21 protein-coding genes and 1 tRNA gene are annotated in these 18,406 nt (G+C 71.2%); 10 read left to right on the top strand and 12 right to left on the bottom strand.

Annotated features, from left to right (window positions below; all coding sequences use genetic code 11):
* Positions 1 to 60: 60 nt before the first annotated feature.
* On the bottom strand, positions 61 to 1,470 hold the full coding sequence (gene gorA / locus EPA64_RS08905) for a glutathione-disulfide reductase (RefSeq protein WP_134725899.1): 1,410 nt from the start codon (positions 1,468 to 1,470) through the stop codon (positions 61 to 63).
* Positions 1,467 to 2,195, bottom strand: a complete 729-nt coding sequence (rpiA, locus tag EPA64_RS08900) for a ribose-5-phosphate isomerase RpiA (RefSeq protein ID WP_134725898.1) — start codon at positions 2,193 to 2,195, stop codon at positions 1,467 to 1,469. The genes gorA and rpiA overlap by 4 nt, the downstream gene beginning before the upstream one ends.
* A 120-nt stretch (positions 2,196 to 2,315) precedes the next feature.
* Here rpiA and EPA64_RS08895 point away from each other — a divergent pair, with 120 nt between their 5' ends.
* The 3 genes from EPA64_RS08895 to EPA64_RS08885 are packed head-to-tail and all read left to right on the top strand — an operon-like array spanning position 2,316 to position 4,497.
* Entirely contained in the window at positions 2,316 to 3,488 is a 1,173-nt protein-coding gene (locus EPA64_RS08895) for a bifunctional 2-C-methyl-D-erythritol 4-phosphate cytidylyltransferase/2-C-methyl-D-erythritol 2,4-cyclodiphosphate synthase (protein ID WP_134725897.1), read from the top strand.
* Positions 3,488 to 3,976 carry a phosphatidylglycerophosphatase A family protein gene (locus tag EPA64_RS08890; protein WP_134725964.1) on the top strand — a complete coding sequence of 163 codons (489 nt, stop codon included), beginning with the start codon at positions 3,488 to 3,490 and terminating at the stop codon, positions 3,974 to 3,976. The genes EPA64_RS08895 and EPA64_RS08890 overlap by 1 nt, the downstream gene beginning before the upstream one ends.
* Positions 3,976 to 4,497 (top strand): CinA family protein, encoded by a 522-nt coding sequence (locus EPA64_RS08885; protein WP_134725896.1) that lies wholly within the window; start codon positions 3,976 to 3,978, stop codon positions 4,495 to 4,497. The genes EPA64_RS08890 and EPA64_RS08885 overlap by 1 nt, the downstream gene beginning before the upstream one ends.
* A gap of 185 nt (positions 4,498 to 4,682) precedes the next feature.
* On the opposite strand, the gene EPA64_RS08880 is transcribed toward EPA64_RS08885, so the two are convergent.
* The 9 genes from EPA64_RS08880 to EPA64_RS08840 all read right to left on the bottom strand — a co-directional run bounded on the left by EPA64_RS08880 (position 4,683) and on the right by EPA64_RS08840 (position 11,206).
* Positions 4,683 to 5,705: a threonine aldolase family protein gene (locus EPA64_RS08880; RefSeq protein WP_134725895.1), complete on the bottom strand. Its 1,023-nt coding sequence runs from the start codon at positions 5,703 to 5,705 to the stop codon at positions 4,683 to 4,685.
* The gene (locus EPA64_RS08875) at positions 5,702 to 6,142 is read right to left on the bottom strand and encodes a YcgN family cysteine cluster protein (RefSeq protein ID WP_134725894.1); all 441 of its coding nucleotides are present in this window, start codon (positions 6,140 to 6,142) and stop codon (positions 5,702 to 5,704) included. The genes EPA64_RS08880 and EPA64_RS08875 overlap by 4 nt, the downstream gene beginning before the upstream one ends.
* Complete coding sequence (locus tag EPA64_RS08870; RefSeq protein WP_425467021.1) at positions 6,142 to 7,122, bottom strand: bifunctional riboflavin kinase/FAD synthetase; 981 nt, start codon at positions 7,120 to 7,122, stop codon at positions 6,142 to 6,144. Before EPA64_RS08870 ends, EPA64_RS08875 begins: the two co-directional genes overlap by 1 nt.
* 26 nt (positions 7,123 to 7,148) lie before the next feature.
* Positions 7,149 to 7,592, bottom strand: a complete 444-nt coding sequence (locus tag EPA64_RS08865; RefSeq protein WP_134725957.1) for a MaoC family dehydratase — start codon at positions 7,590 to 7,592, stop codon at positions 7,149 to 7,151.
* A 92-nt stretch (positions 7,593 to 7,684) separates the two neighbouring features.
* Positions 7,685 to 8,545: a TIGR01459 family HAD-type hydrolase gene (locus EPA64_RS08860; RefSeq protein WP_134725893.1), complete on the bottom strand. Its 861-nt coding sequence runs from the start codon at positions 8,543 to 8,545 to the stop codon at positions 7,685 to 7,687.
* 87 nt (positions 8,546 to 8,632) lie between these two features.
* A complete protein-coding gene (locus tag EPA64_RS08855) occupies positions 8,633 to 9,550 on the bottom strand; it encodes a manganese-dependent inorganic pyrophosphatase (RefSeq protein WP_134725892.1) in 918 nt (305 codons plus the stop codon).
* A 63-nt stretch (positions 9,551 to 9,613) separates the two neighbouring features.
* Positions 9,614 to 9,991 (bottom strand): nuclear transport factor 2 family protein, encoded by a 378-nt coding sequence (locus EPA64_RS08850; protein WP_134725891.1) that lies wholly within the window; start codon positions 9,989 to 9,991, stop codon positions 9,614 to 9,616.
* The gene (locus EPA64_RS08845) at positions 9,988 to 11,055 is read right to left on the bottom strand and encodes a TraB/GumN family protein (RefSeq protein WP_134725890.1); all 1,068 of its coding nucleotides are present in this window, start codon (positions 11,053 to 11,055) and stop codon (positions 9,988 to 9,990) included. Before EPA64_RS08845 ends, EPA64_RS08850 begins: the two co-directional genes overlap by 4 nt.
* Positions 11,056 to 11,131: 76 nt before the next feature.
* Positions 11,132 to 11,206, bottom strand: a tRNA-Thr gene (locus tag EPA64_RS08840).
* A gap of 169 nt (positions 11,207 to 11,375) precedes the next feature.
* On the opposite strand from EPA64_RS08840, the gene EPA64_RS08835 reads away from it, so the two are divergent.
* From EPA64_RS08835 to EPA64_RS08805, 7 genes are all read left to right on the top strand, one after another.
* Positions 11,376 to 11,591, top strand: a complete 216-nt coding sequence (locus EPA64_RS08835; protein WP_134725889.1) for a hypothetical protein — start codon at positions 11,376 to 11,378, stop codon at positions 11,589 to 11,591.
* The gene (gene murA, locus EPA64_RS08830; protein WP_134725888.1) at positions 11,591 to 12,874 is read left to right on the top strand and encodes a UDP-N-acetylglucosamine 1-carboxyvinyltransferase; all 1,284 of its coding nucleotides are present in this window, start codon (positions 11,591 to 11,593) and stop codon (positions 12,872 to 12,874) included. Before EPA64_RS08835 ends, murA begins: the two co-directional genes overlap by 1 nt.
* Entirely contained in the window at positions 12,867 to 13,364 is a 498-nt protein-coding gene (locus EPA64_RS08825; protein WP_134725887.1) for a DUF2948 family protein, read from the top strand. The genes murA and EPA64_RS08825 overlap by 8 nt, the downstream gene beginning before the upstream one ends.
* A 66-nt stretch (positions 13,365 to 13,430) precedes the next feature.
* Positions 13,431 to 14,744 (top strand): histidinol dehydrogenase, encoded by a 1,314-nt coding sequence (hisD, locus tag EPA64_RS08820; protein WP_134725886.1) that lies wholly within the window; start codon positions 13,431 to 13,433, stop codon positions 14,742 to 14,744.
* Positions 14,745 to 14,831: 87 nt separating this feature from the next.
* On the top strand, positions 14,832 to 15,326 hold the full coding sequence (locus EPA64_RS08815; protein ID WP_134725885.1) for a UPF0262 family protein: 495 nt from the start codon (positions 14,832 to 14,834) through the stop codon (positions 15,324 to 15,326).
* A 4-nt stretch (positions 15,327 to 15,330) separates the two neighbouring features.
* Positions 15,331 to 15,825: an arsenate-mycothiol transferase ArsC gene (locus EPA64_RS08810; protein ID WP_134725884.1), complete on the top strand. Its 495-nt coding sequence runs from the start codon at positions 15,331 to 15,333 to the stop codon at positions 15,823 to 15,825.
* Between the two features lie 112 nt (positions 15,826 to 15,937).
* Positions 15,938 to 17,626 carry a methyl-accepting chemotaxis protein gene (locus EPA64_RS08805; RefSeq protein WP_134725883.1) on the top strand — a complete coding sequence of 563 codons (1,689 nt, stop codon included), beginning with the start codon at positions 15,938 to 15,940 and terminating at the stop codon, positions 17,624 to 17,626.
* A 103-nt stretch (positions 17,627 to 17,729) separates the two neighbouring features.
* Here EPA64_RS08805 and hisH read toward each other — a convergent pair whose 3' ends face one another.
* Complete coding sequence (gene hisH, locus EPA64_RS08800) at positions 17,730 to 18,365, bottom strand: imidazole glycerol phosphate synthase subunit HisH (protein ID WP_134725882.1); 636 nt, start codon at positions 18,363 to 18,365, stop codon at positions 17,730 to 17,732.
* Between the last annotated feature and the right edge of the window lie 41 nt (positions 18,366 to 18,406).

Here is an 18,406-nt window from a genome sequence, read left to right as displayed (position 1 = left end):
TGTCCCCGCGCGCCGCGGATACCAGCGACGCGACCGTGAGCGGCGATCAGGCCGCGGGGGTCACGCCTCGGCGGGCTGCGCGGCGCGCGGCGCGGGTGCCGGCTGGGGACCGGCGCGCCGGACGGGCATGCGCATCGTGACCAGCTCCTCGGCCAGCGTCGGGTGGACGGCCACGGCGGCGTCGAAATCCTCTTTCGTGGCCTTCATCCCGATGGCGACGGCGGCCAGCTGGATCATCTCGCCCGCCTCGGGGGCAAAGATGTGGCAGCCCAGCACCCGGCGCGTCGTCTCGCAGACCACCAGCTTCATCAGCGCCCGGATCTCGGACCCGGCGAACAGCGAGCGCATCGGGCGGAAACTGGCGGCATAGACCTCGATCGGGCCCTTTGCGCCCGCCTCCTCCTCGGTCAGGCCGATGGTCGCCAGCTCGTGCGGGCGGGTATAGACGGCGCTGGCGATCAGCGCGTGATCGACGCAGCGCGGCTGCGCGCCGAACACCGTGTCGGCGAAGGCGTGCCCCTCGCGGATGGCGACGGGGGTCAGGTTGACGCGGTCGGTCACGTCGCCCACCGCAAAGATCGAGGGCACGGCCGTCTGCGACCACTGGTCGACAAGGATCTGGCCCTTGGGGCCAAGCCGCACGCCGGTTTCCTCAAGCCCCAGCCCGGCGGTGAACGGCGCCCGCCCGGTCGCGAACATCACCGCGTCAAAGTCCGCATCCGGCCCCGCCTTGAAGCTGACGCGCACGCCCTCGCCGTTGCGGGAAAGCGCGGTGGGGCTGTCGTCCAGCTGCAGCGTGACCCCGATCCCCGCAAGCTGGCGGGTGACAAGGCCGCGCAGCTCGTCGTCAAAGCCGCGCAACGCCTTGTCGCCGCGATGGACCAGCGTCACGGCGCAGCCGAGGCCGTTCAGGATCGTCGCGTATTCGCAGGCGATGAAGCCGCCGCCAACGACCAGAACCCGGCGCGGCAGCCGGTCCAGGTCGAAGAGGTCGTCCGAGATCAGCCCCAGTTCCGCCCCCGGAATGTCCGGGCGCACCGGCCGGCCGCCGACGGCGATCAGGATATGGGCGGCGCTGAACCGCCGTCCGTCGGCCAGCTCGACCGTGTGGGCATCGACGACGCGGGCGCGGGCGTGGTGGACCGTGACCCCCGCCGCGACCAGCCCGCCCTCGTAGATCCCTTCCAGCCGCGACAGTTCCGCGTGCAGCTTGCCGCGGAAGGCGGGCCAGTCGAACCGCCCCGCGTCCGCCGACCAGCCATAGCCGCGGGCCTCCTCGGCCGCCGCGGGCGCGCCGCTGGCGAAGATCATCAGCTTTTTCGGCACGCAGCCGCGGATGACGCAGGTGCCGCCCATGCGGCTTTCCTCGGCCAGCGCCACGCGGGCGCCGTGCTGGCTGGCGGCGATGCGCGCCGCGCGCACCCCGCCCGAGCCGCCGCCGATCACGAACAGATCGAAATCAAAGCTCATTCCACCACCTCGGGCCGGGCCAGTTCGATCACGCCGCCGTCCGGGCTGCCGATCAGCGCAAGGTCGCACATGCCCAGAAACAGCCCGTGTTCCACGACGCCGGGGATCGCGCTCAGCCCGTTGGACAAGGCCCGGCAGTCGGGGATCGCCTCAAGCGAAAGGTCCAGGATCATGTTGCCCTCGTCGGTGACGAAATCGCGGCCGTCGCGCTGGCGGGTCAGCATCGGACGCTGGGTCAGGTCCAGCGATTCCAGCAGGCGCTGGACATGCGCCCGCGTGGTCTGCCAGCCAAAGGGGATCACCTCGACCGGCAGGTGGAACGCGCCCAGCGTCTCGACCACCTTGCCGGGGTCGGCGATGACCACCATCCGGTCGGACGCGGCCGCCGTGATCTTTTCGCGCAGATGCGCCCCGCCGCCGCCCTTGATCAGGTTCAGGTCGGGGTCGATCTCGTCCGCGCCGTCGATGGTCAGGTCCAGCCAGCCGATGTCGTCCAGGTCTTCGATCGTCAGGCCAAGCTGCCGGGCCAGGTCGCAGGTCGCGCGGCTGGTCGCGGCCAGCCGCAGGCGCAGCCCTTCGGCGCGCACCCGTTCCGCCAGCCGATGCACCATGAAGACGGCGGTGGACCCGGTTCCCAGGCCCACGCGCATCCCGTCCCGCACCAGCGCGACGGCCGCCCGCGCCGCCGCGTCCTTGGCCGCGTCCGAGGGGGAAAGATCGGTCATGCGCGCCTCCTTGCGTTTGTCGCAACGGATATAGGCCGGATGCCCGCCGGGCGCGAGGGGGCGTTCGGCGGGCGGGGCGCGGCCGTTGCACGGCCCGCCCCGCTGACGTATCCCGGCGGCATGGACCGCACCGCCCCCCCGCCCCCTGCGCTTTCGCCCGACCGGCTTGCCGTCGTCATCACCGCCGCCGGGCGCGGCCTGCGCGCCGGCGGGGATCAGCCGAAGCAATGGCGCGACCTGTCGGGGCGCCGCGTGCTGGCGCGCAGCATCGATGCCTTCGCCGGCGTGGGGCGCATCGTCGTCGTGGTCCACCCCGACGACATGCCGCGCGCCGTGGCCGAACTGTCCGGTCCCGTCACGCTGGTTGCGGGCGGCGACACGCGGTCGGCCAGCGTCCTTGCCGGGCTGCAATCGCTGGACGGCTCGGGTGTGACGCATGTGCTGATCCACGACGGCGCGCGTCCGCTGGTGTCGCGCGCGGTCATCGACGGCGTGACCGCCGCGCTGGCCGCGGGCGCGCCTGCTGCGGCCCCGGCGCTGCCGGTGACGGACGCGCTGTGGCGCGGCGACGGGGCGCGGGTCACGGGGTTCGCCGACCGCGAGGGGCTGTATCGCGCCCAGACGCCCCAGGGTTTTGCGCTGGACGCGATCCTTGCCGCGCATCGCGCCCATCCGCAGGGCGCCGCCGACGATGTGGAGCTGGCGCATCGCGCCGGCCTGCCCGTGACGATCACGCCGGGCGCCGAGGACAACCTGAAACTGACCTGGCCCGCCGATTTCGACCGCGCGCGCCACCTGCTGGAGGCTGCGATGGACGTTCGGCTGGGCAACGGGTTCGACGTGCATGCGTTCGGCCCCGGCGATCACGTCTGGCTGTGCGGGGTGCGCGTGCCGCATGGCGCGGGGCTGGTCGGCCATTCCGACGCCGACGTGGGGATGCACGCGCTGACCGACGCCCTCTATGGCGCGCTGGCGCAGGGCGACATCGGCCGCCATTTCCCCCCCAGCGACCCGCAGTGGAAGGGCGCGGCCAGCGATATCTTCCTGGCGCACGCGGCGGAACTGGCGCGGGCGCAGGGTTATCGGCTGGGCAACGCCGACGTGACCCTGATCTGCGAGTTCCCGAAGATCGGCCCCCACGCCGCCGCCATGCAGGCGCGGCTGGCCGAGATCATGGGGGTCGATGCCGCCCGCGTCAGCGTCAAGGCCACCACGTCCGAACGGCTGGGCTTCACCGGCCGGGGCGAGGGCATCGCCGCCATCGCCACCGCCACGCTGATCGGGGGCGCATGATGCAGGCGTGCCTGGCGACATGGTTCGGCGTCGGCCATCTGCGGCCCGCGCCGGGCACCTGGGCCTCGGCGCTGGCCATCGTGATGGGGCTGATCCTGCACCGGCTGGGGCATTTCCCGGCGCTGGCGCTGGCCACGGCTGCGACGTTCGCGCTGGGGCTGTGGGCCGTCGCGGGCTGGACCGCCGGGATGGCCGAGAAGGACCGCAGCGAGATCGTCGTGGACGAGGTCGCGGGCCAGTGGCTGGCGCTGTGTTTCCCCTCGGCCGGTTTCTGGCTGATGGGCCTGCCCGCCGACCGCTTTCCCTGGCCGGGCTGGGTCGCGGCGTTCGTGTTCTTTCGCCTGTTCGACATCTGGAAACCCTGGCTGGTCGGCCGCGCCGACCGGCGCGCCGATGCCGCCGGGGTGATGCTGGACGATTTCTGGGCTGGCCTGTTCGCCGGAACCGCGACCATGATCGCCGCCGGGATTTCTCACGGGTTGATGTGATGAGCGAGCCGAAGCCGAACGCCGACGACAAGCCCGAACTGACGCACAAGGAACTGGCCAAGGCCGAGACGCTGCTGGACGCCGCCCGGCGACGCGGCGTGATGATCGCCACCGCCGAAAGCTGCACCGGCGGGCTGATCGTCAGCAAGCTGACCGACGTCGAGGGCGCGTCCGAGATGGTGGACCGCGGCTTCGTCACCTATTCCAACGAGGCCAAGCAAGAGATGCTGGGCGTCCGCCAGGCGACGCTGGACGCACACGGCGCGGTCAGCGAAGAGGTCGCCGCCGAAATGGCTACGGGCGCGCTGGAACGCTCGCGCGCCGGAATCGTCGTCGCCGTCACGGGCATCGCCGGCCCCGGCCCGTCCGAACACAAGCCCGAGGGCCGCGTCTGCTTCGGCATCGCCGACACGGGCGGCGTGCGGACCGAAACGGTCGAGTTCGGAGCCTTGGGCCGCGACGGCGTGCGCGCGGCCACGGTGGACCATGCGCTGGACCTGCTGCTTGAGGCGCTGGCCTGACGCGCAAAGGGCCGCAATATCATCCTCGGTCGTGGCGCGGTTGAGCAAACCGCTCGGCCGCCGGCAGGGCATTGCCCCGCCGCCGTCCGAACCTACACCGCCGCTGCAGCGATCTCACCTGTGTCGCGGCCCGGCTGAGCGGCCCGCTCCGTCGCCGGCAAGGCATTGCCCGCCGGCATTCCGCCTTACAACGCCGCGCGCAGGGCGGCGATTTCATCCTCGGTCGTGGCCCAGCTCGTCACCAGCCGGATCGTCGCCGCGTCGGCGTCGTCGCCCGGTGTGGGCCAGTCGGCGGCGCGCAGGCCCTGCGTCCGCAGCCGGGCGATCAGGGGCCGGGGCAGGCGGACGAAGACCTCGTTGGCCTGCACCGGGGCCAGCGGCTCGGCCGCGGCGGCGCGCAGGATCGTGGCCAGTTCGGATGCGGCGGCGTTGGCGTGGCGGGCAAGGTCCAGCCACAGATCGCCGTCGAGCCACGCCAGCATCTGCGCCGCAAGGAAGCGGTGCTTGGACCACAGATGCCCCGCGCGCATGCGGCGGAAATCGAACTGCGCGGCGCGGGCGGGATCGAAGATCACCACCGCCTCCAGCGCGAGACAGCCGCCCTTCGTCCCGCCCAGCGACAGCGCGGCCGCGCCCGCGCGGTGGGTCAGCGCGGCAGGCGTGGCGCCGGTCGCCGCCACCGCGTTGGCAAAGCGCGCGCCGTCGATGTGGACCGCCATGCCCGCCGCCTGCGCCAGCGCCGCCACCTCGCCCGGGGCATAGACCGTGCCCCATTCGGTGGCGTTCGTCAGCGACAGGACCGCGTTCACCCCGTCGTGTTCATCCACCTGCGGGTATTCGGCCAGCCGCGCCGCCAGCGCCGCGGGCGTGACCTTGCCCCCTGCCCCGTCGATCAGCGCCAGCTGCGCGCCCCCGGCCATGAAGGCGGGCGCGCCGGATTCGCTCGTCTCGATATGGGCGGTGCGGTGGCAGAAGATGCGCCCCCAGGGCGGGCACAGCTGCGCCAGCGCCAGCGCGTTGGCGGCGGTGCCGGTGCCCAGCAGGAACACGGCGGCGTCAGGCGCCTCGAACACCTCGCGCACGCGGGCGCAGGCGGCGGCGGTCAGCGGGTCGCGGCCATAGGACGAGGCTGAGCCGTCGTTCGCCGCCGCCAGCGCCGCCATGATGCGGGGATGCACGCCAGATGCGTTGTCCGAGGCGAAGTTCACGACAGATCCTCGATGATGTGGTCTTCCCAATCCTCTTCGGCGACGGTCAGTTCGCTGACCGTCCAGCCACGCACCGACGCGCCGGCGCGATGCACTGATTCGGGGTCGCCGGAAATCAGGTGGTGCCAGTCGTAAAGCGGCCTGCCCTCGGCCCGCAGGCGATAGGCGCAGGTCGCCGGCAGCCACCAGGCGATCTCGTCCAGTTTTTCCGGGGTCAGCACCACGCAGTCGGGCACGAACTGGTGGCGGTTCTGATAGCTGGAACAGCGGCACGTCTGCCCGTCCAGCAGGCGGCAGGCGACGCGGGTGAAATCGACGCTGCCGTCGTCCTCGTATTCGATCTTGTTCAGGCAGCATTTTCCGCAGCCGTCGCACAGCGCCTCCCACTCGGCGGTGGTCAGGTCGGCCAGCGGCAGTTCCCAGAACCGCGGCCGCATCACAGCGCCGTCAGGATGGCGCGGGCCTGCGCCTCGTCCGCGCGCATCTGCGCGACCAGCGCGTCCAGGCCGTCGAACCGGACCTCGGGGCGCAGCCAGTCGACCAGCGCGACGGACAACTGCGCGTCGTAGAGATCGCCTGCAAAGTCAAACAGATACGTCTCGATGTTCGGGGTATTCTCGCCGAACATCGGCCGCACACCCAGCGACGCCACGCCGCGATAGCTGCCCTTGTGCGGGCCGGTCAGCACGTCCACCAGCACCGCATAGACGCCCAGCCGCGGCAGCGCCAGCCCGTCCAGCGCCATGTTCGCGGTGGGATAGCCCAGCTCGCGCCCGCGTTTTGCGCCGTGCAGCACCGGCCCCTCGATCCGGTGCCAGTGGCCCAGCATCCGTTCGGCGTCGCGCGGCCGCCCTTCGGCCAAAGCGGCGCGGATGGCGGTCGAACTGGCCGCCCCGGTCCCGGCCCCGACCATCGGGACGGCGGTGACGCCAAAGCCCATCTCGCGCCCCAGCGCGGCCAGCGCGGCGGCGTCGCCCGCGCGGCCGCGGCCAAAGCGGAAATCGGCGCCGATGGCGACATGGGCGACGCCCAGTCCCTGGGCCAGCACGTCGCGTGCGAACCCCTCGGGCGTCAGCCCCGCCAGCACCGGGCCGAAGGGCAGTTCGTAAAGCTGTTCCACCCCCAGCCGCCCCAGGCGGTTGGCGCGCGACCGCGCGTTCATCAGCCGGAACGGCGCGGCCGCCTCGCCGCGCTCGGCGGCGAAATATTCGCGGGGATGGGGTTCAAAGGTGATGACGCCCAGCGGCCGGTCGGGGCAGGCCCGCCGCGCCGCGTCGATCACCGCGCGGTGGCCGACATGGACGCCGTCGAAATTGCCCATCGCCACGGTCGCGCCACGGGCGCTGGCCGGCAGGCCCCGCCAGTCGCGGTGGATATGCAGAACCGGGTTCTGCGGCGCGTGGTCGGCGGTCGGCATCGGCGGCCCTTTTGGGGCCTGGCCCCTCAGTCGAACTTGCGGCTTGGCGCCAGAACCACCGCCTCGCCCTTGAGCACGACGGTATCGCCCACCAGGCAGCGGGTGGCAAGGGTCACGCGGCGCCGCGCGTGGTCGATGGACTCGACCGTCACCTCGACCCGGACCAGATCGCCGGGGCGGACGGGGGCCATGAACTTCAGCGTCTGGCCCAGATAGACGGTGCCGTGGCCGGGCAGCTGCTCGCCGATCACCGCGCTGACCAGCCCGGCGGTCAGCATCCCGTGGGCGATCCGCCCCTCGAAGATGGTGTCGCGCGCATAGTCGTCGTCCAGATGCACCGGGTTCCGGTCGGTCGAGACCTGCGCGAACAGTTCGATGTCCTGATCGGTGATGCGCTTTTGCAGCGAGCGCATCATCCCGATCTCAAGATCCTCGATGACGATGGTGCCGCGCGGTTGGTTGTCCAGCATCATGGTCCGCCCCTGTTTCTGCAATGCGGCATAGCAGGAGCGCGGTGGCCGCGCAATAAAATATCACTGGCTGCGACGGGGCAGCCATATTGTTACCTGAGGCGGCCGATGGCCAGCGTGGGCACGATCCCCTGCGCGGCCGCCCAGTCGGTCAGCAGGGCCGCGTCGGGGCGTTCGACGTCCGTGCCCATGTGTTCGGCCGCGAGGCCCCCGGTCACGAACAGCGAATCGATGCCCTGCGCGACGGCCCCCGCGATGTCGGTGCCGATCCCGTCGCCGATGGCCAGTTCACGGCCCGTATGGCCGTCCAGCCGACGGCGCGCCAGATCATAGATCGGGGCGTGCGGCTTGCCGAAATACAGCACCTCCCCGCCCATCTCGCCGTAAAGCTGCGCGATGGCGCCCGCGCAATAGATGCGCGTCTCGCCCAGGTCCACGACAAGATCGGGGTTGGCGCACAGCATCGGCAGGCCGCGGGCAAGGGCGGCGTCAAGGCGGGCGCGGTAATCCTCGGGGACGTCCGCCATCTCGTCAAAGGGGCCGGTCGCCACGATGCCATGCGCGGCGTCCAGATCGACGCGCCGGATGCCCGCCGCGCGCGGATCGGGGGTTTCGGTAAAGAACCCGTGGTCCTTTTCGGGACCGAGATGCCACACATCCTGCCCGATCCGCCCCGCCAGCATCGCATCCTGCGCCGCATCGCCCGACGTCACGATCACGTCCCACGCCTCGGGCGGGACGCCCATGCGGTCGATCTGCGCCTGCACCAGCGCCGCCGGTCGCGGCGCGTTGGTCATCAGCGCGACCCGTCCCCCGCCCTGCCGGAACCGGATCAGCGCGTCGGTCGCGGCGGGATAATGGCGTTCGCCGTTGTGGACGCAGCCCCACAGGTCGCAGAACAGCACGTCATAGTCGGCGGCGACCTGATCGAGGCTTTCGATGATGCGGGTCATGGCGGTGTTCCTTGCTGCGGACAGGACAACGCCCGGAAGCGGCGCGGCCTCCGGGCGGTGACGGGATGCGGCCGGGCCGCGGAGGGATCAGACCTTCAGCGCGGGGATGATCTGCTTTTTGCGGCTGACGATCCCCGGCAGCACGACGCTGTCGCCGACGGCCGGCACGCCGAACGACGCCTCGGCCACGCGGCGCACGAAGTCGTTGGGGACCAGCAGGGTGGATTGCTCGTTCAGGATGTCCACGACGAACAGCATCACCTCGTCGGCGCCATCTTCGGCCGCGACGCCGGGCATGGCGGCGATCAGCCGCGCCTTGCGGTCCAGCAGCACCTGCGGCGCGGTGGTTTCCAGCACGGAAATCCGCATCTGCTTGCCGCCCAGTTCGTATTCCTTGCTGTCCATCCGCAGCAGCGCGTCGTCGCCGAACGCCGAGACGTCGGATTTCGCGGTGAACATCTCGGTCGCGAAGGCCGGGATGGCGATGTCCAGGTCGGCCGCCAGCTTTTCGGCCACCCAGCGGTCGTGCGGCGTCGTGGTGGGGCTGCGGAACTCCAGCGTGTCCGACAGGATGCAGGTCAGCATCAGCCCTTTGACCCAGCGCGGGGCGCGGTCCAGGTCGTCGCCGATCAGGTCGTGCATGATCGTCGCGGTGCAGGCCAGCGGGCGGATGGTGATGTTGATGGGCAGGCGGGTCTTGATGCCGCCGGCCAGCAGGTGGTGGTCGATGATCTCGATCACCTCGGCGTCGTTGATCGACGCGGGCAGTTCGGCCGGGTTGTTGGTGTCCACGATCACGCACTGGTCGCCCGCGGCCACGTCGGCGATGATCTCGGGCAGGTCCACGCCCCACTTGCCCAGCATCCACATCGCCTCGGTGTTCGGCGTGCCCTGCAGGACGGCCTTGGCGGGCGTCTTGCGGATTTCGGACAGATACCACGCCCAGATCAGCGGCGAGCCGGTCGAATCGGTGTCGGGGGCCTTGTGGCCGAAAACCTGGATCATGGGCGGACCTTTGCAAGCGGATGGCGGAATCGGCCGCGTTATAGGCGGCGGCCGCACGCTTGTCTATTCGGCGCGGGGCTGCCCCGCCCCGTCCCGTTCCCCGGCCGGCGGGGTCTGCTGATGCTGGATCAGCTGCCAGCCGTCGCGCTGGCGCACCCAGGTCGATGTGCAGATCGCCGCGCGCGTGCTGCCGTCCGGCCGCGTCGCCAGCGCCCGATAGGCCAGCACGATGCAGTCCTCGCCCTCGGTCGCGTGGCGGTCGGTCATCGCGATCATCTTCCAGCGCGGCCCGGTGTCCAGCCGGGCAAGGATCGCCCTGCCCTGCACGATGCCATCCGCGAACGCCATCACGCAGGCGGGATGGGCATTGCGCCACGCCTCGGCGGCGCCCATCGTCCACAGGCTTTCCTCTTCGGCCCAGCGTTCCTCGGTCAGGCTCATGGTGCGGTCCTTTCGATGGTCCAGCCGTCCTTTTCCAGCAGGCGCAGCACGCCCTGTTCGCCCGGCAGGTGCAGCGCGCCGAACGCCGCGACGATCCCCTTGCCGCGCCCCGCCGCCGCGTCCGCCGCAAGGGTCAACGGTTCGATCCAGCGCCGGTTGCGTTTGTCCATCAGCTGATCCTGCGCCAGCCGCATCTGCTCGTCCACCGTCGCCCGGTCGAGGCCCGAGCCGTCATAGGCGTCGATGCGGCCGAATTCCCAGATCCGCCAGATGTCGCCGGCAAAATAGGCCTCGGTCGTGGTCGCGGCATAGTCGTCGGCATGGCGCGCGGCAGGCAGGGCGGCGCGGATCATGTCATCCTCTTGCCGGTCGGTCATGCCCGCGAACACGCCAAACAGCGTGTCCCAGGGTTCCAGCGCGCGGACCGGGACGCCCGCGTCCTGCGCCGCGTCGATCAGCAGGTGATCCAGCCCCCCGGTGTCCCCCGCGGCCTTGACCTGGCGCAGCATGCAGGGCGACAGCCCCAGCATCATCGAGACATACCAGGGCCGCATCTTGCTGGCGAGGATCGCCGGGATGCCGCGGTCCGACAACGCCGTCGACAGCGCGGCCCAGTCCTGCGGCCCCAGCCGTTCGGGCAGCGTGGGGCCGGTCGCATCCACGATCAGCGCGGGGTCGTCGGCCAGCGCGGCGGACAGGCGGGCCTCTTCCTTTGGGCCGGCCTCGACCAGCAACGCGTCGGCGGCGGCAATGGCGGGGGCAAGCGCGGCGACGGTTCGGGCGTGGCGCGGGTCGGCGAAGTGATAGGTGCCCACGATGTCGATGCGCGCGTCGCCGCGCGTGGCCCGCCAGCGGATGCCCTGCGCAAAGGGCACGCCTGCCACCGCCGCATCGAGGGCCGCGATCCGGGCGGGGGCCAGCGTGTCGAACAGGTTGCGCCCCCCGCATTCGATCGCGGCGGCGGGCTGCGCCAGCGCCACGGCGACGGCAACTGCTGCGGCGCGAAGCCATCGCGGCCAACGGCGCGCGGTGGGCACGGTGATGGAACGGCAAGCGGCGGTCATGCGGTATCCCTGCGCGGCAAGCGTCCAGCATGTCGCCGGCGGCGGCCGGGGGCAAGATGCAGCGCGGGATGGATGATGGTGCTGTGAGAGAGGATTGAACTCTCGACCTCTCCCTTACCAAGGGAGTGCTCTACCACTGAGCTACCACAGCAACGGCGGCCGTTTGCGGCCGTGCGGGGGGATTTAGAGCCAAGGCCGGGACAGCGCAAGGGGGTAAAGCACAGCCGGTCGAAATGGGGCGGGCGGGACAGCGCCGCGCCCACCAGGCCCGATGCGCTGCGTTCTGGACGCAGGGCGGCTGCGCTTGTAACAGGCCACCCATGACCCGCGACACCGATCCCCCCCCAGATCCGCCCGCAGACGGGGCGCGCCCGGACCGGGCGGACGCGCGCCGGCCGGCCAAGGCCGGGGCGGACCGGCGCGCGGCGGCGCTGCGCGCCAATCTGGCGCGGCGCAAGGCGCAGGCGCGCAGCCGCGCGGGCAACGACGACACCGCGCCGGGCCAGACCCCGCAGCGGCCCGAAAGCGAGGACTGATGGATACGATTCTGGTGCGCGGCAACGGTCCGCTGAACGGCGAGATCCCGATTGCCGGGGCCAAGAACGCCTGCCTGACGCTGATGCCCGCGACGCTGCTGACCGACCAGCCGCTGACGCTGACCAACGCGCCGCGGCTGTCGGACATCCGCACGATGACCGCGCTGCTGGGCTCGCTTGGGGCCGAGGTCGCCAGCCTGCAGGACGGGCAGGTGCTGGCGATGTCCAGCCACGACCTGACCAGCCACACCGCCGACTATGACATCGTGCGCAAGATGCGCGCCTCGATCCTGGTGCTGGGGCCGATGCTGGCGCGCGACGGCCACGCGGTCGTGTCGCTGCCGGGCGGCTGCGCCATCGGGGCGCGGCCGGTGGACCTGCACCTGCGGGCGCTGCAGGCGATGGGGGCGGAACTGGACCTGCGCGACGGCTATGTCCACGCCAAGGCCCCCCCGGGCGGGCTGCGCGGGGCGGAGTTCGAGTTTCCCATCGTCTCGGTCGGGGCGACGGAAAACGCCCTGATGGCGGCGACCCTGGCGCGTGGCACGACCGTGCTGAAGAACGCCGCGCGGGAACCCGAGATCGTCGATCTGGCGCAGTGCCTGCGCCGCATGGGCGCGCAGATCGACGGCGAGGGCACGTCCACCATCACCATCCAGGGGGTGGACCGGCTGGGCGGCGCGACCCACCCCGTCGTCACCGACCGGATCGAACTGGGCACCTATATGCTGGCCCCGGCGATCTGTGGCGGCACCGTCACCTGCCTTGGCGGACGCATCGAGCTTGTGCAGGCGTTCTGCGAAAAGCTGGACGAGGCGGGGATTTCCGTCACCGAGGATGCGCGCGGCCTGACCGTCAGCCGAAAGAACGGCCGGGTGCGCGCCGTCGATGTCGTGACCGAGCCTTTCCCCGGCTTTCCGACCGATCTGCAGGCGCAGATGATGGCGCTGATGTGCACCGCCGACGGCGTCAGCGTGCTGGAGGAGACGATCTTCGAGAACCGCTTCATGCACGCCCCGGAACTGGCCCGCATGGGCGCGCGGATCGACGTGCATGGCGGCCACGCCCGCGTCACCGGGGTCGAGCGGCTGAAGGGCGCGCCGGTCATGGCGACCGACCTGCGCGCCAGCGTCAGCCTGATCCTGGCCGGACTTGCCGCCGAGGGTGAGACCGTGGTCAGCCGCGTCTATCACCTGGACCGCGGCTATGAGAAGGTCGTCCGCAAGCTGCGCGGCGTCGGCGCCGACATCGAGCGCATCAAGGAGGGCCCGGCCCATGACTGACGCACGCCACGCAGCCGACGCCAGCTTTGCCGACGGCGACCCCGCGCGGGTGCTGGCGATCCGCGCGGAATCGTCCGACGACCTGCCGGTGCTGGCGGCGCTGGCGCAGGACGCGGTGCTGAGCGTGGGCGACATCCGCCACGATGCCCGCACCCGGCGGCTGGCGCTGCTGGTCAGCCGCTTTCGGTGGGAGGATGCCGACGCCGCGCGCGCCGAAGGGCGCCCCTTTGAACGGGTGCGCGCGCTCTTGGTCATCGGCGACGCGCTGCGCGTGCGCCACGACGGCATCCCCCGCGATGATGCGGGCACCGTGCTGTCGCTGCTGGATGTGTCGTGGCAGCCGGGCGAGGACGGCACCGGCACGCTGATCCTGCGCTTCGCCGGCGACGGGGCGATCGCGGTCGATGTCGAATGCATGAACGTGGACCTGCGCGACGTGGCGCGGCCGCATCGCGCCGTCTCGGGCGCGGCCCCCCGGCATCAGGACTGACGCGCCGCCCTTGAGGGCGCGCGCGCGGGCCGCTAACACCCCGGCACCTGTCGAAAGGCCGCCCCCATGCCCGTCACGCTGAACACCGCCGACCCCGATTTCGAGCGGGGCTTTGCCGCCATGCTGGCTGCCAAGCGCGAGGATGCGGCCGACGTGCAGGATGTCGTGGCGGCGATCATCGCCGACGTCCGCGCACGGGGCGACGCGGCCGTGCTGGACTATACCGTGCGGTTCGACCGCATGACGCTGACCGCCGACCGGATGGTGCTGACCACGGCCGAGATCGACGCCGCCATCGCCGCCGTTCCCGCCGACCAGGCGGCGGCGCTGACGCTGGCCGCCGAGCGCATCCGCGCCTATCACGACCGCCAGCGCCCCGCCGACGCGATGTGGACCGACGACACGGGCGCGGAACTCGGCTGGCGCTGGACGGCGGTCGATGCGGCAGGGCTGTATGTGCCAGGGGGGCAGGCCAGCTATCCGTCCTCGGTGCTGATGAACGCCATTCCGGCGCGGGTGGCCGGGGTGCGGCGGCTGCTGGTCTGCGTGCCGACCCCCGACGGCGTGCTGAACCCGCTGGTGCTGCTGGCCTGCCGGCTGGCGGGGGTGGACCAGATCTGCCGCATCGGGGGCGCGCAGGCGGTGGCCGCGATGGCCTATGGCACGGCGACCGTCGCGCCCGTCGACATCATCACCGGCCCCGGCAACGCCTATGTCGCCGCCGCCAAGCGCCAGGTCTTCGGCCGCGTGGGCATCGACATGATCGCGGGTCCGTCCGAGGTGCTGGTCATCGCCCAGGGGGCGCAAGACCCCGAATGGCTGGCGCTGGACCTGCTGGCGCAGGCAGAACACGATGCCGACGCGCAGGCGATCCTGATGACCCCCGACGCGGACCTTGCCCGCGCCGTCGCCGAACAGGTTGACCGGCTGATCCCCACCCTGCCCCGCGCCGCCATCGCGGGGGCAAGCTGGCGCGACCACGGCACGATCATCGTCACCCGCGACCTCGCCGAGGCCGCGACCCTCAGCGACCGCATCGCGCCCGAGCATCTGGAACTGTGCGTGGACGATCCCGCCGCGCTGGCGGCGCAGACCCGGCACGCGGGCGCGATCTTCATGGGCGGCTGGACGCCCGAGGCCGCGGGCGACTATGTCTCGGGTCCGAACCACGTCCTGCCCACGGCGCGGTCGGCCCGGTTCTCGTCCGGGCTGTCGGTGATGGACTTCCTCAAGCGCACGACGCTGTCGCGCCTGACGCCTCAGGCGCTGGCCGCCATCGGCCCGGCGGCCGTGACGCTGGCGCAATCCGAGGGGCTGTCGGCCCACGCCCTTTCCGTTTCCGCCCGCCTTGCCCGGATCAACCGGCCGGATCGCGGCTGATGGGCGATCGGCCCTTGAAATCGGGCGCGTTCATCGGGACGGTGCGCGCAGGCGCGCTGGATGCGGCCGGGCTGTGACGGGTTCGCCATGACGATTGCCAACCACAACGAACGCCTGTGCCGGGTCGAGATCGACGATTCCGCCCTGCCCCCCGCCTCGCCCGAACTGGAGCAGGAACGCCGCGTCGCCATCTTCGACCTGATCGAGGACAACAGCTTCGCCCTGCCCGGCCGCGGCGCGGAGACAGTGCCCCCCGGACCCTATGCCCTGCTGCTCGCGATCCGCGACCGGCGGCTGGTGTTCGACGTGACCACCGACCCGGGCGACAAGGTGGCCGAGTTCCACCTGTCGCTGGGACCGTTCCGGCAGGTCGTCAAGGATTACTTCCAGATCTGCGAAAGCTATTTCGAGGCGGTCAAGCGCCTGCCCCCGGCCCAGATCGAGGCCATCGACATGGCCCGCCGCGGCATCCACAACGAGGGCGCGCGCACCCTTCAGGACCGGCTGGACGGCAAGGCCGCCGTGGACATCGACACCGCGCGCCGCCTGTTCACCCTGATCTGCGCGCTGGTCCGCGGCTGAGTTCATGACCGTCGGCGCGATTCCCTCGTCGGTTCTGTTCTGTTGCGACCACAATGCGATTCGCTCGCCGATGGCCGAGGGGATCATGAAGAAACTGTATGGCCGGCGGGCCTATGTGCAGTCGGCGGGGGTGAAAAGCGACTTCGAGATCGACGGCTTCGCGGTGGCGGTCTGCGCCGAGATCGGGGTGGAGCTGGCCCGCCACCGGGTCCGCAGCTTTGACGAGATGCGCGACTGGGGCGACGATCTGGGCACGTTCGACCTGATCGTGGCGCTGTCGCCCGCCAGCCAGCGCCGGGCGCTGGACATGACCCGCGTCTATCACATGGACGTGGAATACTGGCCGATCATGGACCCCAGCGGCCTGTCCGAGGGCCGCGACGCCACGCTGGCCAGATACCGCGAGACGCGCGACCTGATCCTGTCGCGGATGATCGCGCGGTTCGGGCCGGGCGACACCGGCGCTGCCTCGCCGCCCGCCCCTGCGTCTGTGCCCTGAATCGGCGCATCACCTGCCATTCAGGGAAACGGCCGGAAATCGGCCCGCATCAACCGAATCTTAGGGCTTGCCGGGTAATCACCGTCAATCCCTTCGGCTTCAGGAGCATGCGATGTCTGCCGGAAAGTTTACGCATCCCGACCTCGACCAGGCGATGACCGCGATCGAGGCCGTGCAGTCGGTCCTGTCCTTCACGATGGACGGCGTCATCACCGAGGTGAACGACAACTACCTCAAGATGTGCGGGTTCCGCCGGGACGAGCTGGTCGGATCGACGCTGGCCCGGCTGATGGATCCCGACGACGAGACGACCAAGGCGCATCCCGAGTTCTGGGCGCGCCTGCGGGCGGGCGAAACCCAGGTGGGCGAGTTCAAGCGCATTGCCAAGGCCGGCCATCCCTTCTGGATCAGCGCCATCTATACCCCCGTGCGCGACGCGACCGGCACGGTGACGCAGGTCGTGGTCTTCGCCATCGACATCACCGGGTCCAAGCGCACCTCGCTGCGCGGCATCCGCAAGGTGGATGCGCTGGCCCGGTCGCAGGCCGTCGTGGAGTTCACGCCGACCGGCGAGATCGTGGCCGCGAACGAGGGCTTCCTGAACCTCATGGGCTATACGCTGGACGAGATCAGGGGACGGCATCACCGCATCTTCATGCCCTCGGCCGAGGTGAACGGCGCCGACTATGCCCGGCTGTGGGCCGATCTGGCGCGCGGCGTCAGCCACAGCGGCGAGTTCCAGCGCCGCACGCGGTCGGGCCAGACGGTCTGGCTGTCGGCCAGCTATGTGCCGGTCCTGGACGAGGTGGGGTGCGTGGAAAGCGTGATGAAGATCGCGATCGACATCACCGCGGGGCGGACCGCGGTCGATTCGCTGATCCACGGGCTGGGGCGGCTGGCGCGCGGCGACCTGACCGCGCGCCTTGGCGACACCGTCGCCGGCGAGTTCGAAGGCCTGCGCGAGCAGTTCAACACCACGCTGGACAGCTTTTCGCACATGGCCGACGACATCCGCAGCCACGCCGAACAGATGAACGGCGAGGCCGGGCAGATCGCGCGCGGCGCGTCGGACCTGGCGCGGCGGGGCGAAAGCCAGGCCGCGTCGCTGGAACAGACCGCCGCCGCGGTCGAGGAGATCTCGGGCAACATCACCATGACCAGCCAGGCCGCGCGCGACGCCGACGCCGCCGCCCGCGACGCGCAGGCCGTGGTGCTGCGGGGCGCCGAGGTCGTGGGCCAGGCCATCGCCGCGATCGAGCGCATCGACGAGCACACCAAGCAGATGGGCGAGTTCACCCGCGTGATCGAGGGCTTCGCCTTCCAGACCAACCTTTTGTCGATCAACGCCGCGGTCGAGGCGGCGCGCGCCGGCGAGGTCGGGCGCGGCTTTGCCGTCGTCGCCAACGAGGTCCGCAACCTGGCCCAGCAGTCGGCCAAGGCGTCCCAGAACATCGCCGACCTGATCGGGAAAAGCGAAACCGAGGTGAAGGCGGGCGTCAAGCTGGTGCGCGACGCCGGCATCTCGCTGGACCAGATCCGCACGGCGGTCAGCGGCGTGGTCGAGAACATCACCGGCATCGCCCATGCCACGACCGAACAGTCCACCGGCGTGCGCGAGGTCTCGCAGGCGCTGGCGCAGCTGGACGGCGTGAACCAGGCCAACCTGTCGATGTCCGAGCAATACGCCTCGGCCGCGGCATCGCTGCTGTCGCAGATCGAGGAACTGGGCGCGATGATGGAACGCTTTCACACCGACAAGGACACCGCGCTTGCGACCCCGCCCGCGCGCCGCGCGGCATGACGGGTTCCGGCGCGGGCGCGGCGTGGGGCCGCACGCCGCCAAGGCGCCCCCCCCGCGGCCGGGCGGGGCTTCCCGGCCGCCCGCCCCCCCCGGCCGGACCGCCTCAGGGTTGCCAGTCGAGGAAGTTGCGGATCAGCCGCAGGCCGGTCGCCTGCGACTTTTCGGGGTGAAACTGCGTGCCCGCGATGTTGTCGCGGGCCACGATGGCGGTGACGGGGCCGCCATAATCGACCGCCGCGACCAGATCGTCGCCGCTGTCGGGCAGAAACTGCCAGGAATGCACGAAATAGGCGTGGTCGCCGCCGGAAATCCCCTCCAGCAAGGGATGGGCGCGCCGGATCTCCAGTGCGTTCCAGCCCATGTGCGGCACCTTCAGACCGGGGTCGGCGGGGCGGATGCGGTCGATCCGGCCGCCGATCCAGCCGAACCCGGGCGTTTCGCGGTATTCATGGCCGACATCGGCCAGCATCTGCATGCCGACGCAGATCCCCAGAAACGGCGCCTTGCGGTCCAGCACGGCCTGCTGCAGCGCCTTCATCATGCCGGGCACCGCGTCGAACGACGCGCGGCAGGCCGGAAACGCCCCGTCGCCCGGCAGCACGATCCGGTCGGCGGATGCGACGACGGCCGGGTCGGCGGTCACGACGACCTCGGCCCCGCGATCGCGCCCGACCAGCGCGAACGCCTTTTCCGCCGAGTGCAGGTTCCCGCTGTCATAGTCGATAAGCGCCACGCGCATCCCGTCACCTCTTGCTGCCGCCGCCCGGTTAGCGGCGGCGC

Source organism: Paracoccus luteus (assembly GCF_004522155.1).
Lineage (GTDB): Bacteria > Pseudomonadota > Alphaproteobacteria > Rhodobacterales > Rhodobacteraceae > Paracoccus > Paracoccus luteus.
This window is presented reverse-complemented; position numbering and strand designations above follow the sequence as displayed.